Origin of the sequence: Streptomyces yokosukanensis (genome assembly GCF_001514035.1) — a bacterium.
Taxonomy (GTDB): domain Bacteria; phylum Actinomycetota; class Actinomycetes; order Streptomycetales; family Streptomycetaceae; genus Streptomyces; species Streptomyces yokosukanensis.
The window spans coordinates 128,699-143,642 of sequence record NZ_KQ948214.1 but is presented as its reverse complement, the minus strand read 5'-3'; the positions used below and the strand labels follow the sequence as shown (position 1 = coordinate 143,642).

General features: G+C 72.6%; 12 protein-coding genes. 9 read left to right on the top strand and 3 right to left on the bottom strand.

Annotated elements, in window-relative coordinates:
• Positions 1–16 precede the first annotated feature (16 nt).
• Entirely contained in the window at positions 17–2,053 is a 2,037-nt protein-coding gene (locus AQI95_RS22845) for an AfsR/SARP family transcriptional regulator (protein WP_244188814.1), read from the bottom strand.
• Positions 2,054–2,119: 66 nt separating this feature from the next.
• Here AQI95_RS22845 and AQI95_RS22840 point away from each other — a divergent pair, with 66 nt between their 5' ends.
• On the top strand, positions 2,120–3,097 hold the full coding sequence (locus tag AQI95_RS22840) for an alpha/beta fold hydrolase (RefSeq protein WP_079071404.1): 978 nt from the start codon (positions 2,120–2,122) through the stop codon (positions 3,095–3,097).
• Here the strand turns inward: AQI95_RS22840 and AQI95_RS22835 are convergent.
• On the bottom strand, positions 3,013–3,972 hold the full coding sequence (locus tag AQI95_RS22835) for an alpha/beta hydrolase family protein (RefSeq protein ID WP_067126714.1): 960 nt from the start codon (positions 3,970–3,972) through the stop codon (positions 3,013–3,015). The two genes, AQI95_RS22840 and AQI95_RS22835, sit on opposite strands and share 85 nt — an antisense overlap.
• 204 nt (positions 3,973–4,176) lie before the next feature.
• Between AQI95_RS22835 and AQI95_RS22830 the strand changes: the two genes are divergently transcribed.
• The 5 genes from AQI95_RS22830 to AQI95_RS22810 all read left to right on the top strand — a co-directional run bounded on the left by AQI95_RS22830 (position 4,177) and on the right by AQI95_RS22810 (position 9,766).
• A complete protein-coding gene (locus AQI95_RS22830; RefSeq protein ID WP_067126711.1) occupies positions 4,177–4,527 on the top strand; it encodes an ArsR/SmtB family transcription factor in 351 nt (116 codons plus the stop codon).
• A 138-nt stretch (positions 4,528–4,665) separates the two neighbouring features.
• Positions 4,666–5,673 (top strand): zinc-dependent alcohol dehydrogenase family protein, encoded by a 1,008-nt coding sequence (locus AQI95_RS22825; protein ID WP_067126708.1) that lies wholly within the window; start codon positions 4,666–4,668, stop codon positions 5,671–5,673.
• Between the two features lie 141 nt (positions 5,674–5,814).
• Positions 5,815–6,933, top strand: a complete 1,119-nt coding sequence (locus AQI95_RS22820) for an acyl-CoA dehydrogenase family protein (protein ID WP_067126705.1) — start codon at positions 5,815–5,817, stop codon at positions 6,931–6,933.
• Positions 6,934–8,145: a pyridoxal-phosphate dependent enzyme gene (locus AQI95_RS22815; protein WP_067126702.1), complete on the top strand. Its 1,212-nt coding sequence runs from the start codon at positions 6,934–6,936 to the stop codon at positions 8,143–8,145. It abuts the gene before it with no gap.
• Positions 8,126–9,766 (top strand): AMP-binding protein, encoded by a 1,641-nt coding sequence (locus AQI95_RS22810; RefSeq protein ID WP_067126699.1) that lies wholly within the window; start codon positions 8,126–8,128, stop codon positions 9,764–9,766. Before AQI95_RS22815 ends, AQI95_RS22810 begins: the two co-directional genes overlap by 20 nt.
• 97 nt (positions 9,767–9,863) lie before the next feature.
• Here the strand turns inward: AQI95_RS22810 and AQI95_RS22805 are convergent, their stop codons facing one another.
• The gene (locus AQI95_RS22805) at positions 9,864–11,180 is read right to left on the bottom strand and encodes a hypothetical protein (protein WP_159056557.1); all 1,317 of its coding nucleotides are present in this window, start codon (positions 11,178–11,180) and stop codon (positions 9,864–9,866) included.
• 343 nt (positions 11,181–11,523) lie between these two features.
• Between AQI95_RS22805 and AQI95_RS22800 the strand changes: the two genes are divergently transcribed.
• The 3 genes from AQI95_RS22800 (at position 11,524) to AQI95_RS22790 (ending at position 14,902) form a co-directional block, all read left to right on the top strand.
• Positions 11,524–12,159, top strand: coding sequence for a hypothetical protein (locus AQI95_RS22800; protein WP_067126693.1), 636 nt, complete (start codon positions 11,524–11,526; stop codon positions 12,157–12,159).
• Between the two features lie 123 nt (positions 12,160–12,282).
• Positions 12,283–14,340 (top strand): elongation factor G, encoded by a 2,058-nt coding sequence (gene fusA / locus AQI95_RS22795; RefSeq protein ID WP_067126690.1) that lies wholly within the window; start codon positions 12,283–12,285, stop codon positions 14,338–14,340.
• Positions 14,341–14,347: 7 nt separating this feature from the next.
• On the top strand, positions 14,348–14,902 hold the full coding sequence (locus tag AQI95_RS22790; protein ID WP_079071403.1) for an MFS transporter: 555 nt from the start codon (positions 14,348–14,350) through the stop codon (positions 14,900–14,902).
• Positions 14,903–14,944 lie beyond the last annotated feature (42 nt).

Sequence of the window (14,944 nt, the reverse complement as noted above, 5' to 3'; positions counted from 1 at the left end):
GGGCCGTGTACGTGTGTCAGTGACGGTCGAAGTGCTGGGCGAGGGCTGCCAGGATGTCGTCGACGCGGCCGAAGGTGATCATGGCCGTGGTGCCGCCGGCGAGCTGGCCGCGCAGCGGGGACAGGGCGTCGTGGGCCCGTGCGGCGAGTGAGGCGTCCTGGAGCAGGATCGCGGTGTGCGCGGTGACGGCCCAGAGCGCGTCGTACAGATGGTCGGCGGCGGGTGCGGGCAGGTCGGCGGCGGCGCGCCGGGCTGATGCGAGGTCGCCGTGGGCGAGGTCGAGGAGAGGCTGGACCCAGGGGCGGCACGGGCCCCAGTCGAGGTCGCCGTCCGTCGGTGCGGGACCTCGGTGTCGCAGGCGCAGCGACAGCAGCGCGAGCGGGAGGGTGCCCGCTTCCATCCCGGGCAGGCCGGCGCCGGCCAGGTCGGTGGCCAGGGTGCGATAGGCGCGGGCGACTTCGCCGGGGTCGCCCGATCGTGCTGCCAGCCGCATGACCTGGAAGGCGGCGGTGAGAACGTGGACGACCGGCGTCTCGTGCACGGTGGCGAGCCGCTCGGCTGCCTCGACGTGGCGTTGTGCCGCCTCCGTGTCGTCCCGGGCGGCGTGGACCTGGATCTTGATCAGATGGCCGAGGATCTCGAACAACGGCAGATCGTGGCGCGTGGAGAGAGCGATCAGCTCATCGGCGATGGCGTCACGTTCGCCCGTGCGCCCGGGGCGCTGGAAGGACTGCACGAACCGGGCGTTGAGCGCGAGTACCAGCACGTTGGGGTCGTGCAGATCCCGGGCGATGCGTTCGGCTTCCGCCGCCGCCTCGGCGGCCCAGCGGTCCCGGGTTCCGCGATGCTCGAGCCCGATGGTGGCGAGGAGCCGTGCTCGAAGCGCCGGTGGGGCCTGTGGACCCAGCCGCTGCAGGGTGCGCCGCGTGGTCGCGACCAGGGCCTCGGACCGGTCAGGATCGTCCGGGCGCGTCCAGATGGTGGGGACGTCGTACGCCGCGATCACCCGCGCGGTGCGGCCGGCGTCGCCCGCCGCCTCCGCCTCCGCCGCAGCACTGGCGCGCTGCTCCTGGGCGAGCACCAGGTTGGTGCCGCCCGTCACCGCGGCGGCCCCGGCCACGGTGCTCATCGAGCGCAGCCGGGTGTAGGTGCCCGCCGCCTCGGTGCGGGTGAGCAGACGCAGCCGGTCCTCGCCCCGGGGTGCGGCCGTGAGGTGCGGAGCGTGCCGGAGGATGTCACGTTCGAGATGGTCGAGACCGTCCACCGATTCCAGCCCGAACTGGTCCAGCAGCCTGGCGCGAGCCCCGCGCAGCGCCGCCAACGCATCGACCTGGCGGCCGGCTTGGTACAGGGCGCGGGACAGCAGCGTCCAGGCATGCTCCCGCCACGGGTGCGTACCGGCGAACGCCTCCAGCTCCGGCACGAGGGGCGCGCCACGTCCGAGGTCGAGCACCGCCCCGGCGTGCGACTCGACGGCCTGACGGTGGAGTTCCTCCAGACGGGCGCGCTCCTGCGCCAGCCAGGGCGAGGTGTCGAGGTCCGCGTACGGCTCGCCCCGCCACCACGAGAGCGCTTCGCTCAGCTCGGCGGCGACCTGGGCACTGGGTTCGTCGCGTACGGCCCGCAGCGTGTCCTCGAAGCGGAGGGCGTCGACATGCGGCCGGGGGATCCGCAGGGCGTACCCGGTGCCGACGGTCTCGATGGTGTGCGACCGGGTCCGCGGGCGACGGTCCGGTTCGAGGGCACGACGCAACTCGGCGACGAAGGTCCGGACCGTTCCGGCTGCCGTGGAGGGCGGGTCCTCCCACAGATCACCGAGCAGCACCGCGAGCGGAACGGCCCGGCCACCGGCCGCGACCAGCCGTCCCAGAAGCTCCCGGCGGCGCCGGCTGCCGACCGGCACGGGGCGGCCCTCGACATCCCTGACCTCGATCGGCCCGAGCACGTCGACGAGGATCTCCATGCCGTCATTGTCGTCGGCCTCCGTGCTGCCGTTGCCGATCCGCCGCTGATCCACTGCTGACCCGGCTCTCCGATCCTCATCCCGTTCCATGCATCCACCGTCCAGCCACGGGTGAGCGGCAGTGGCTCACGCGTGCGCGCGAAGGAGACGACAACGATGGGCATCACCGTTTCGGGGTTCGAGTACCGGTCGATCGAGGTGGCTGACGGCGTTCGGCTGAGCGCGGCGGTCGGCGGTGAAGGACCGGCCCTCGTGCTGCTGCACGGCTTTCCCCAGACCCACCTGATGTGGCGGCATGTCGCTCCCGTCCTGGCCGAGCACCACACCGTGGTCTGCCCCGACCTGCGGGGCTACGGCGCCAGCGGCAAGCCGGAAGCGGTCGATGAGGGCACCTACGCGAAGCGGACGATGGCCGCCGACATCGTCGCCCTGGCCGACGTACTCGGGTTCGACCGATTCGCACTGGTCGGGCACGACCGCGGCGCGCACGTCGCCTTCCGGGCCGGCCTGGACCACCCGGATCGGGTCAGCCACCTGGGAATCCTGGACATCGTGCCCACCCTGGACACCTGGAACGTCCTCCACGGTGTCGGCGCGGCGGTGGCCTTCCACCTGTATCTGATGGCCCAGCCGCCCGGTCTGCCCGAGCAGATGATCGCCGCCAGCGCCGACGCGTTCTTCGGCCACTTCCTCGACGCCTGGTCCACGAGCCCCGACGCGATCCCGGCGGACGTACGGGCCGAATACCTTCGAGCGAGCCGGCACGCCGTCGCGTCGATCGTCGCCGACTGCCGCGCCACCGCGACCGTCGACATCGAGCACGACCAGGCCGACCTCGACGCCGGCAACCGGCTCACCATGCCCGTCATGGTCGTCCAGCAGGACTGGGGGCGGCAGTTGGGGTTCGATGCCACCGCGATCTGGCGGCCCTGGACCACCGACCTTCAGCACTTCACCACCCGGGCGGGCCACTTCATGGCCGAGGAGGCTCCGCAGGACATCGCCGCGCTGATCCTCGATCTGGTGAAGCGCGCCGAACTCCCCGGCGCCTACTTGGATTCGATCCGTCCGAACGGCTTGGGTCCTGACGTCAGCGTGTCGCAGGCCGCCTGCCAGGCGGGATCCCCGGGATAGAGCCGGCTGCGGAGGTAGGCCCAGGTGAGCCGCTGGACCGCGGCGACTCTGTCCGGGTTCTCGTCCGTGGTCTCGGCGACGTCGTACCCGGAGATCCCGCCGAGCCCGTGCTCTGCGTCGAACAGGGTGAGCAGCGACTTGGGGCCCGGGGAGAGGACGTACGGATCGGCGTGCCACTGCGGGCCCCGAACCGTCAGATGGGCGGAGCTGTCCTTGTCACCGGCGACCACCAGCGCGGGCGTCGTCATTCCGGAGAAGTCGATGGTCGAGAAGAAGCTGTAGTTCTCGGCCACGAAGTCGGTGAGGGAGTCGCCTCCCCTGCCGGGTGCGGCCAGCAGTACACCTGCCTGGATCCGGGGCTCGGTCATGTCCACCTCCGATCCGTCCTCGGGATCGGTGAGCCGGGCGCCCAGCAGCAGGCTCGCGGTGTGCCCGCCCATCGAGTGCCCCGCTACGGCGACCTTTCCGTGGTCCAGGCGCCCGGCGAGCTGCGGCACGGCGGCCTCGACCGCGTCGAGCCGGTCCAGGATGCGCTGCATGTCCTCGGCCCGTGATCGCCAGTACAGAGGCGCCCCGGGGGTGGCCGGATCCAGGCTCAGCGTCCTTGAACTCAGATGGGTGGGCTGGATCACGACGAAGCCGTGCGCCGCCCAGTGGTTGGCGAGCGGGGCGTAGCCGTTCAGCGAGGAGAGGTTGTTCGAGTGCCCTTGGCCGTGCGACAGGAGGATGACCGGCAGGTCGTGTCCGGTCATGGGTGCGGAGACGCGTACCTCCAGGTCGACGGCGCGGCCGGGGGCCGGCAGCACCACCGGACTGACCGAGAGGACGGGAGCGGGCGGACTGAAGGTGTCGGCTGTGTCGGTGGATGCATTCATGAGCGCATTCATGACGCGTAGGTCCCTTCAACGACCAAAGACGAAACGGAGCATCGTTCCGTTTAATATACGGAGCGTTGTTCCGTTTCGTCAAGGGTGTGGGGGGCCTGGGCGTTTCCCGTGCCGTTCGCCACTGGGGCGCGGGATGTTCGATGGCGGTCGTACGATGGTTTGGCCGTGTCGAGAACGCCTCAAGGAGTCGCCGTGGCCCGCCCTCGTGCCGCCGCCCGGACAGTGGACCATCCCGAGTTGTCGGAGGTCTCGCTGCAGCAGATCCTGGAGGCGCTGGTGGATCCGGTGCGCCGGGGGGTGGTGTCCCAATTGGCGGGGTCCGGCGAGGACAAGAGCTGCGGGACCTTTGACGCGCCGGTCTCGGCGTCGACCTTGACGCACCACTTCAACGTGCTGCGGGAGGCGGGCGTGATCCGCCAGTACTACGTCGGGACGACGAAGATGAACGCGCTGCGCGCGGACGAGATGGAGGGGCGTTTTCCCGGCCTCCTGTCGTCCGTGCTGGCCGCCTCTGCGGCGGAGGGGGAAGGCGCGGCGACCTGAGGCCTCGAGGTGTCGCATGCGCGCATATTTCGATAGCGCTCAAAGTTTGACGGCTGTCGAACTTTGGGGCGAGGTGGGGGCACGCACCGAGCTGATGCGGTGCGCTTCGGCAACCCTCCTCCCAGGACGGATCCACTCATGGCAAAGCTTGTGCAGTTCGACCGGCTCGGCGGTCCCGAGGTCCTGACCCTCCGTGATGTGGAGGTGCGCGCCCCGGGAGCAGGAGAGGTGCGGATCCGCGTCGACGCGATCGGCCTCAACCGAGCCGAGATCATGTACCGCGAAGGCTCCTACTTCGACCGGCCCGTCTTCCCCTCCATGCTCGGCTACGAGGCCGCGGGCGTGGTCGAGGCGGTCGGCGAGGGAGTGGACGGTCTCGCCGAGGGTGACCCGGTCGCGGTCGTGCCCGCGTTCCTGCAGAGCGCATACGGCACCTACGGGGACCACGTCGTCGTTCCCGCCGCTGCCGTCGTCCCGCGCCCGGCGGGCATCGGCCCCGTACCGGCCGCGGCCGTGTGGATGGCCTACATCACCGCCTACGGCCCCCTCGTCGAGGCCGGCCAGGTGCGGCCCGGCGACCACGTCCTGATCACCGCGGCCTCCAGCAGCGTCGGCCTGGCCGCCATCCAGACGGCCCGCCACATCGGTGCGATCCCGATCGCCACCACGCGAGGCGCCGCCAAGAGGCAGCGGCTGCTCGACGCCGGCGCGGCCCATGTCATCGTCACCGACGACGAGGACCTGCCCGCCCGCGTCAAGGAGATCACCGGCGGCGCCGGCGTACGCCTGGCCTTCGACCCGGTCGCCGGCCCCGGCGTCGAGGCCATCGCCCAGGGCATCGCCCCCGGCGGCACCCTGGTCGTCTACGGCGCACTCGACCCGCGCCCCACCCCGCTGCCCAACGCGCATTCCTACCCGGCGCTGACCAGCAGGACCTACACGCTCTTCGAGATCACCAAGGACCCGGAGCGGCTGCGCCGCGCGGTCGCGTTCGTCAACGCGGGCCTCGCCTCGGGCTCCTTCACCCCGGTCGTCGACCGCACCTTCGACCTCGGCGACATCGTCGAAGCGCACCGGTACATGCAGGCAGGCGACCAGGTCGGCAAGATCGTCGTCACCGTCACCCACGACGCCGCGTCCGACTGAACCACGTGCCCGGCCGTCAGCGGTGATCGCCATTCGATCCGGGGGTTTAGCTCCTGTCCGCGCCGGTTCCGCGGTGCTGCCACGCCACGATGTGCCTTCGAGCACGTGGGAGCACGGACGGCGGAAGGTGAGCGAGGTCGGATGCACAACGGCGACTGCGATGCGGACGCGGCACGGCGACTGGTCGACGAGGTGGGCTTCTTCGCCGAGCGGGAGGTCCCGCGGTACCTGGCCGGCCGGCCCGAGGAGGAATACCCGGACGAGCTGGTGAAACGGCTCCGGTTACTGGGCGTGTTCGGCGCCGACGTACCCGTCCGGTACGGCGGGCTCGGCTGTGGAGAGGCCACGACGGCTCGGTTGCTGTACCTGCTGGCGCGGAGCTGGCAGTCCCTCGCCTCGCTGGTGGGCACGCACCTGAAGCTGTGCGGCCAGATGCTGCGGCACGGCACCGACGAACAGCGATCGGCCTGGCTGCCGGTCATGTCCTGCGGGGAGGCCGTCTTCGCCCGCGCCTACCACGAGCAGGGCTGCTCCGATCCCGAACTGCTGACGACACATGTACGGGACTCGGCCGGCCGCCGCACCCTGCACGGCCGCAAGGACTGGGTGACCAACGCCCGGCACGCCGACCGCATTCTCGTCCTCGCCCGCGACGGGCGGGCCACACTGGGCATCCTCGTCGATCCCACCGCCGACGGGGTGCGGATCGGCCCGGAACTGCCCCGGCCCGGAGTGCTCGGCGTCTCTCTCGCCTCGGTCACCTTCGACGGCTGTGCCTTCGACCCGGAGCGGGACGTCCTGGGCGGCCCGGGGCACGACCTCACCGACAGCCTGCGCGCAGGCGACCTGCGGAGCTATACGACACGCGCCGTGGCCTGCGCCGAGGCCGTCTGCGACCAGGCCGCGCGGTTCGCGGCCCGCACCATCGGACGACGGCCCCCGGACGCCCAGGGAGCGATCCGCCTGCGCGTCGGTGAGGTGCGGGCGCGCACGGCCGCGATGCGCGCGATCTGGACCGACCTCCTCGGCCCCGCGCCGACGATCGGCCCGGACGAGGCGAAGGTCGTCTGCACCGCGCTCCTCCAGGAGATCGTCCAGGCCTGCGTGCTGTTGTGCGGGGGCGCGGGGTACGCCGACCCCCACGACTCGCTGGGCCGCCACTACCGCGACGCGCTGGCGCTGCCGATCGTCGGCGCCTCCAACGACACGCTGCTGTCCCGCATCGGCTCGGCCGCCCTCGCGAGCGAGGAGGCACGCTGAATGGAGGTCTTCCGGGAAGACGCGAGCGTGGTGCTGCGCTACGCCGAGCACGTCGAGGGGATCGGGGAGGCCGCGCTGCGGCGCGTGTCGCAGCGCGAAGGCGCCCGTATCGTGCGCCTGGCGCCCTTCGAGGGCGTGGAGTTGGACGTGCTGGACCTGTCCACCCTCTCCCACACCGGCACGTTCAAGGACTGGGTGGCCTGTGTGGCCACGGCCCGCGCCCTGCAGACGCGCACCCCGGTCGTCGCCGCCCAGAGCTCGGGGAACACCGCGAACGCGCTGGCCTGCTACACCGCCCACGCCGGGATCCGCAGCGTCATTCTGTACCCGCCGGACTCACGCCGGCGCATCCACCCGCGCCTCGCCGCGCATCCGCTGGTCGACCTGGTCGAGGTGGACGCGAGCGAACAGCGCATCAAGCAGATCCTGCGCGAAGCGGCACTGGCCGCGGGCGTCCCGGTCCTGCCCTCGCTGGCCGACCAGTACGAGGGGAACAAACCCCGCGCCCGCTTCCTCGACGACGCGGCACGGGAGTTGGGGCACGGCTGGAACTGGCATGTGCAGGCACTGTCGAGCGCGTACGGACCCCTCGGCCACTACCGCGGCGTCGAAGAGCTGGGCGCCGCTCCCGGCCCGCGTCTGCTGGGCGTGCAGCAGGAGGCGGTGGCCCCGTACGCGGAGGCACTCAACGGCAAGGGCGCCGACCCGAGTGCCCCGATGCTGGAACCCACGCTCTTCCGACGGGTGCTCACCGATGACCTCGTGGCCGAAGTGCGGCAGGTGTGCGCCGACACCGGGGGAGCGGTGCGCGTACTGTCCAACCGGCGCTTCCTCGACGGGCAATGGCGCGCGGTGCGGTTGCTGGAGGACGCGGGTGTCCGTGTCACGCTCACACCGGACGGCGAGCCCAGGGAGCGCGCGGGACTCTATGCGCTGTGCGGGGCGCTGGCGGCCGTCGAGGACGGTCTGGTGTCCCCGGGCGATCGGGTCATGGTCGTCCACACCGGCGGCTCCGGTCCGGCGGCGGAGCCGTTCGTCCCCGAACACACGGTGGCGGAACAGGACGCGGTCGCCCTCATGACCTCGCTCCTGACGCGGCCCGTGCCCGCACAGCGAGGCGGGACGCAGGCTCAAGCGCCGGGCCGTCCGCCCACCCCGCACCCCGCGCGTTCCGCTGACGGAGGAGCGAACGATGGACTCCGTGTCCCCTGACCCGCACCCGGCCGGAAGCGGATCGCGGGAGCAGGAACCCTGCCACCCCTCGGCCTTCCTGCGCGCCTTCGACCGGCATCGGGAGCGGGTGATGTTCCTGCGCGAGGGCCGGCCCGTGCTGACGTACGGCGAGGCGTACGACGAGGTGTTCCGGCTCGCCCGGGCCCTGGCCGAACTCGGCCTGCGCCGCGGCGACGGCGTCGCGGTCATGGCCACGGACACGCCGCACGCCGTCCTCGCCCAGCTGGCCGCCCAGTTGCTCGGCTGCTACTACGTCAGACTCAGTGTGCTGACCCCGGCGCCGGGACAGGTGGCCGCTCTCGCCGAAGCCGGTGTGAAGGCCCTGGTGTTCGAGCCCCGCACCCCGCCGGCACCCGCCGCAGAGGTCGTACGAGCGGTCCCCTTGGCGCTGTCCCTGGGGCCGAGCCCGCTGGGGCGGAACCTGCTGGAGACGGCGGCGCGCCAGTCGCCCGCTCCGATGCCGGCCCGCGGCAGGGGGGACGACTTCGGCGAACTCGTCTTCACCTCCGGGAGCACCACCGGCCGGCCCAGACTCGCCGGCTACACCTTCGATCGGCTCTCCGCCCTGTGCCGCCACTGGGAGCCGCCGGCCGGTCCCGCCGATCGCACCGATCCCGCGCTCGCCGTCTTCACCGGCTCACCGCCGTGCAGGCTGCTGGCGTTCCCTTCGCTGACGTCCGTCCCCGGCATCGGTCTCGTGCCCACCCTGCTGCACGGCGGGACGATCGTCCTGACCGACGGCTTCGACACGGCCGATGTGCTGCGGGCCGTCGAACGCGACCGGGTCACCGTGGCCACCATGGTGCCCACCCGCCTCTACCGACTCCTGGACCACCCCGATCTGGCGACGACGGACCTGTCGAGCCTGCGGCTCCTCGTCTACATGGGCGCATCCATCGCCCAGCCCCGACTGCGCGAGGCGCTCCTTCGCCTCGGGCCGATCCTCGCGCAGAGCTACGGGCAGAACGAGGCCCGGATGATCTCCGTGCTGCACCCCGACGACCACACGGGCGGGCGGCCCGAGCTGCTGCGGTCGGCGGGCCGGCCGCGCCCCGGCGTGGAGGTGAGCATCCGCGACGACGCCGACGCTTCCGTGCCGGCCGGCACCGTCGGCGAGGTGTGGGTGCGCTCGCCGTACACCATGAACGGCTACTGGCGGCAGCCCGAGCTGACCTCCCGGACGGTGACGGACGGCTGGATCCGGACCGGCGACCTGGGCCGGCTCGACCCGGACGGCTATCTGTACCTGGTGGACCGGCTGCGGGACATGGCCATCGTCGAGGGGCACAACTGCTACACCCGGGAGGTCGAGGATCTGCTCGCCGGTCATCCGGAGGTCCGTCAGGTGGCGGTGGTGGCGCTGCCCGACGACGAGACCGGGGAGGCGCTCCACGCGGCGGTGGTCGGGCGCCCCGGTGCCCCCGTGCCCGAGGAGGAACTCCGCGCCCTGGTGCGCGCGGAGAAGTCACCCTGGCATGTCCCGCGGACCATCGTCGCGGTGGACGGGATTCCCCTCACCGAGGTCGGCAAGCCCGACAAGCGGGCGCTGCGGAGGCATCTGGCCGAACGGCTCGCCGACGACGGGAGGCAGCAGGCGTAAGGGAGGCGACAGCGGTCGGGGCACGGCAGCCAGGGGGCAGCGGCGGCACGGCGGACCGGCGGTCGGGGCGGCGGCACCTTTCGCGGGACCGACTCCGTCAGACCGGAGGTCCGGCGGCGCACGGGCGCATCACGGTGTCCGTCTGGGAATGGACCTTGGTGTGGTCACGGGACTCCGCGAGGACCGCCAGCAGTCCGCGCGGGCCGTGGTACGCGGAGTACTTGGCATGGAAGACGCCCTCGCGTTCCTCGCCGGTGGCCGGGTCGGTCCAGGTCACCGGCTCACGCCGGGTGTGTTCGGGCTGTACGATCCACGGGCTGCCGGCCGCCGTCCGCCGCGCCGCCAGCTCCAGGGCCGTGAGCACGGACCGGCTGCTGCCGTGCAGACGGGTGACCGACTGGCTGCCCCAGTTCCAGGCGGGGTCGCAACCGGCGTTCTTCAGGTAGAAGTGGCGACGGCCCTTGGGCAGGCTCGCGAACCGGTGCAGTGTGATGTGTTCCCCGTCGGGCATCTCGAAGCCGTCGGGGGTCACCAACTGGGTGTGCGGGAACAGGGCGCGGACGGCATCGGGGAACGCGCCGCGCGTCACGGACCAGAACGGCAGTGCCATCGGCGCCTTTTGGGCGAAGGTGACATGCGGGGGTACGTCGAACAGGGGGCTGCCCTTCTCCTCGGCCGCGCGAAGCCGTCGGCTGGCGAAGTTCTCGGCCATGGTGCTGAAGAAGCAGTGGGACCTGATCAGGCCGCAGTCCAGGGACTTGATGTCCGCGTCCCAGCTGAAGTAACGCAGCTGCGGCCTGGTCCGGTTGATGAAGTAGCGGACGCCCGCGGGCGCGGACGCGTTGTCGGTGAGGTGCAGGATCGGCTCGTCCGCGAGGCCCAGCGCGGTCACCTCCTCCACGAAGCCGCGGGCGAGGCTCGGCACCGATGTCTCGCCGTCCAACAGGCCGTGCTGGGCGTACAGATCGCGCACCAGCTCGTATTCGCCCCAGCCGGAGCCCGGGCACTGGATCTCGTAGAGAGTGCCGTCCGGTGCCTCGTCGGTGCGGAAGAACAACGGGGGCGTGAACAGGTGGGCGGCGAGGCCGCGATGATGGTCCGTACCCAGGGCCGGGGGACAGTCGTTGATCAGCAACTTTGCGATACGCGGGTCCGCCTCGCCGTGGAGGGACGCGGTGAACAGGTCCAGGGTCACACGGAAGAACGTCTCGATCACCGAGAACCTGCGCCGCCGCATATCCCAGTCGGCCGGGGACAGGACCAGCGGCCCCGGTGCCAGTAACTGCCCCAGGCCGGGAGTGCCGCCGGCACCCGCCCGGAACAACCGGTCCACGTCACGGTAGAACGCCACGGGACGCACCGCCCGGGCGCCCTCTCCGCAGCCGTTGGCGCCGACCTGCGCAGATTCCGACACGGTCTCTTCGTACATGAGGGTCTCCCGGGTTCCGCAGCGGGCCAGCCCAGGCTCCCCCGGAGGGTGAGCGGGAAATCGCCACGGCCCGCAAACGCCCTGGAAGTGTGCATCCGAGGCACCGGCGCCGGCCGCTGCTGCACCGATGCGCTGCCGACGCTACTCGCGCACGTTCCGCGCCGCGCCGTCGGCGTGCGGAGGTGCCTGCGCACCCAGGGCGGCGATCACGGTCTGCAGCGCGGGCTCGGCGGATTCGCGGGTCAGGTGTCCGCGCGCCCCTCGGTGAAGAACTCGCCCTGCGGGACCTGTTCGAGGCCCCGAGCGGGACGAGCAGGAGACGCTGGCGGTGTTCCTCCAGATGTTCCAGGCGAACGGCGGCGTCCCGGACGGCACACCGCTGACCCGGGAAGAGGTGGTGCAGGTGCTGGTGGAGAGCACCTTCGACTCCTTCTCGGCCCAGGACCTCGTCGCCATGGGGGAGGCGTGGGAGCGCCATGTGGCGATGATGCGGGCCTTCGAGCCGGTCCGCTTCACCGGTGACGTGCTGTTCTTCACCGCCCTGCGGCAGCGCCCGGAGGGCACGCCCTCCGCCTCGGCGTGGGCCGCGCACGTGGACGGCCGGATCACCGACCTCCACCTGGACGTCACTCACCACGGACTGATGGACCCCCGGCCCGTCGCCCAGATCGCGCGGGCCGTCCTCGACCACCTCGCGAGCCGCGACCGACGCGACTCGGCAACCCCCGCCCCGCGGCCGGAAAATCAGATGCCCCGGCCGGGCCCCCTCCCGTACCTTCGTGCCGTACCGAGCGCCGCCACGACCGTGCGGCGGCGCCTGTCGTCCGAACCAGAGGGGAGCCCGGCCGTGCGCACACGCACCGCTGTCCTCGCTCCCCGTTCCCGGTACGAGGTGATCCTCGTGTCCCGGTGGTGCCGGTGCCCGCTGCGCGGCCGGCACCGGACACCCGTGACGCCCAGCTGACGGACCCCGCCGCACCGGCCCGCGCGCCGACGGCCCGGGTCCCGGCACTCCGCAGGACGCACGGGCAATCGCGCCGCCCCTTTCCCTGATCGTCAGATCTGATCGCCAGAAAGGCACTGGGCCGTGCGTACGCACATCACCACCCTCGCCGCCGTCCGCAACCTCGGCATCCTCGCCCACGTCGACGCGGGCAAGACCACCGTCACCGAGCGGATCCTGTTCGCGACCGGCACCACCCACAAGCGGGGCGAGGTGCACGACGGCACCACCGTCACCGACTTCGACCCGCAGGAACGCGACCGCGGCATCACCATCTTCGCCGCCGCCGTCAGCTGCGCCTGGGACGAGCACCGCATCAACCTCATCGACACCCCAGGCCACGTCGACTTCGCCGACGAGGTCGAGCGCTCGCTGCGCGTCCTCGACGGCGCGGTCGCCGTGTTCGACGCCGTCGCCGGGGTCGAGCCGCAGAGCGAGTCGGTGTGGCGGCAGGCCGACCGGCACGGCGTGCCGAGGATCGCGTTCGTCAACAAGATGGACCGGGCGGGCGCCGACCTCGACCGGGCCGTCGACTCGATCCGCCGGCGGCTGCACCCGGCACCGCTCGTCGTCCAGTTGCCGATCGGCGCCGAGGACACGTTCACCGGCGTGGTCGACCTGGTGCGGATGCGCGCGCTGGTGTGGGCCGACGACGTGGGTACGGCGACGCGGGTGCCGGTTCCCGAGGAACTGAGGCAGGAGGCCGCGCGGCGGCGGCGCGAGCTGGAGGAGAAGGTCGCGGAACTGCATCCGGCCGCGCTGGAGGAGTTCTGCGACCGCGAGACCCTCTCCGGCGACACGCTCGCCGCCACCCTGCGCGATCTCACCCGCAGCGGGGACGGCGTGGTCGTGCTGTGCGGCTCCGCCTACCGCAACCGTGGCATCGAACCCCTGCTGGACGCGGTCGTGGCCTATCTGCCCTCGCCGCTGGACGTCCCCGCCGTACGAGGCGTCCACGACGGCGCCGAGCAGGAGCGGGCCGCCGATCCCGAAGCACCTTTCGCGGGGCTGGTGTTCAAGGTGAACGCGGGTGCCACCGGGCGGCTGGCCTGTGTGCGCGTCTACGCGGGCACCATCGAGAAGGGAGACACCGTGTGGGACCCGGGCACCGGGCGCACCGAGCGGGTGGCGCGCATCCTGCGGGTCATGGCGGACCGGCACCTCCAGCTCGACCGGGCGGTCGCCGGGGACATCGTCGCGCTCGTCGGCGTGAAGTCGGCCCGGGTCGGCGCCACGCTCTGCGACCCCGGGGCCCCGCTGCTCCTGGAGCCCCCGCGGGCCGCCGAGCCGGTGGTGTCCGTGGCCGTCGAGGCCCGGCGCGCCACCGACACCGGTCGGCTGGCGACGGCACTGGCGCGGCTGGCCGAGGAGGACCCCGCGCTGGTGGTGCGCACCGACCCCGAGACCGGGCAGACCGTGCTGTCCGGGATGGGCGAACTCCATCTGGAGGTCGCGGTGGAGAAGATCCGCCGCGACGACGGGCCGGAGGTCGTCGTGGGCCGGCCGCGGGTCGCCTGTCGGGAGACGGTCGTCGAGGGGGTGAGCGGGTTTGTGTTCCGGCACGTCAAACAGGACGGCGGGGCTGGGCAGTTCGCCCATGTCGTGCTCGATGTAGATCCCCTCGGCCCCGAAGTCGGCGTCACCGGCTTCGTGTTCCGCTCCGCCGTGACCGGCGGGCGGGTGCCGCAGGAGTACGTGCGCGCGGTGGAGGCCGGATGCCGGGACGCGCTCGCCGAGGGCCCGCTGGACGGGCACCCGGTGACCGGGCTGCGGGTCACCCTCACCGACGGCTCCACCCATGTGAAGGACTCCTCCGACACGGCCTTTCGCACCGCCGGCCGGCTCGGGCTCCGCGAGGCCCTGCGGGCCTGCGCGACGGCCCTGCTGGAACCGGTCGCCGAGGTCACGGTGACCGTGCCGGAGGACGCCGTCGGCTCGGTCCTCGGTGACCTGGCCGCCCGGCGCGGACGGGTCGGCGGCTCCGAGGCTCGGGGCGGTACGGCCGTGCTGACCGCGACCGTGCCGATGGCCGAACTGTTCGGCTACGCCACCCGGTTGCGCAGCCGTACCCAGGGCCGGGGCACCTTCACGACCCGGCCCGCCGGCTACGCCCCGGCACCCCGACCGGCACCGGTGCGCTGACGGTCCGGTGACGGGGGCGGGGCCCGCACCCGCGCCCGCCCGGCGCGAGGTGCGGGCCCCGCACGGGCGACCGGGGCCTCGCACCGTCGTCGGCGACACGGTCGTCGGCCGCCTCGCCGACCGGCACACCGTGCCGGTGCTCGCCGTGGGCCTGCTGCTCGATCTGCTCTTCCTGACGGGCTTCGCGCTGCTCGCCCGGGTGCCCGTCGCGGCGGTGGCCTGCCTGCTCGGCATCGGCCTCGCCGGCGTCACCATGAACCCGGCGACGGCGACCCGGGTCCAGCGCGCCGCCGACGACGGCCCGCTCGTCAACACCGTGCACTCCTCCTTCATCACGCTCGGCGTCGTCGTCGGCTCGTCGCTGGGCGGGGTCGGCATCGACGCCTGGGGCCTGCGCGGCCCGCTCCGGCTCGGCGCCGCCCTCGCCGCGCTCGGCCTCCTCACCCTCCTGCCCGAGGTCCGCCGCACCAGCCGTGCGACGGGGGAGGAGAGCGGGACGGCGGCTCGCCGAGGTGCCGCGCGAGAGAGGCGGGAGGCGCGGGGGCCGGTGGGCAGGAGCTGAGCGGGAGCGCCGGAGCACGCCGAACAGCCGGTGGTGGAGGGG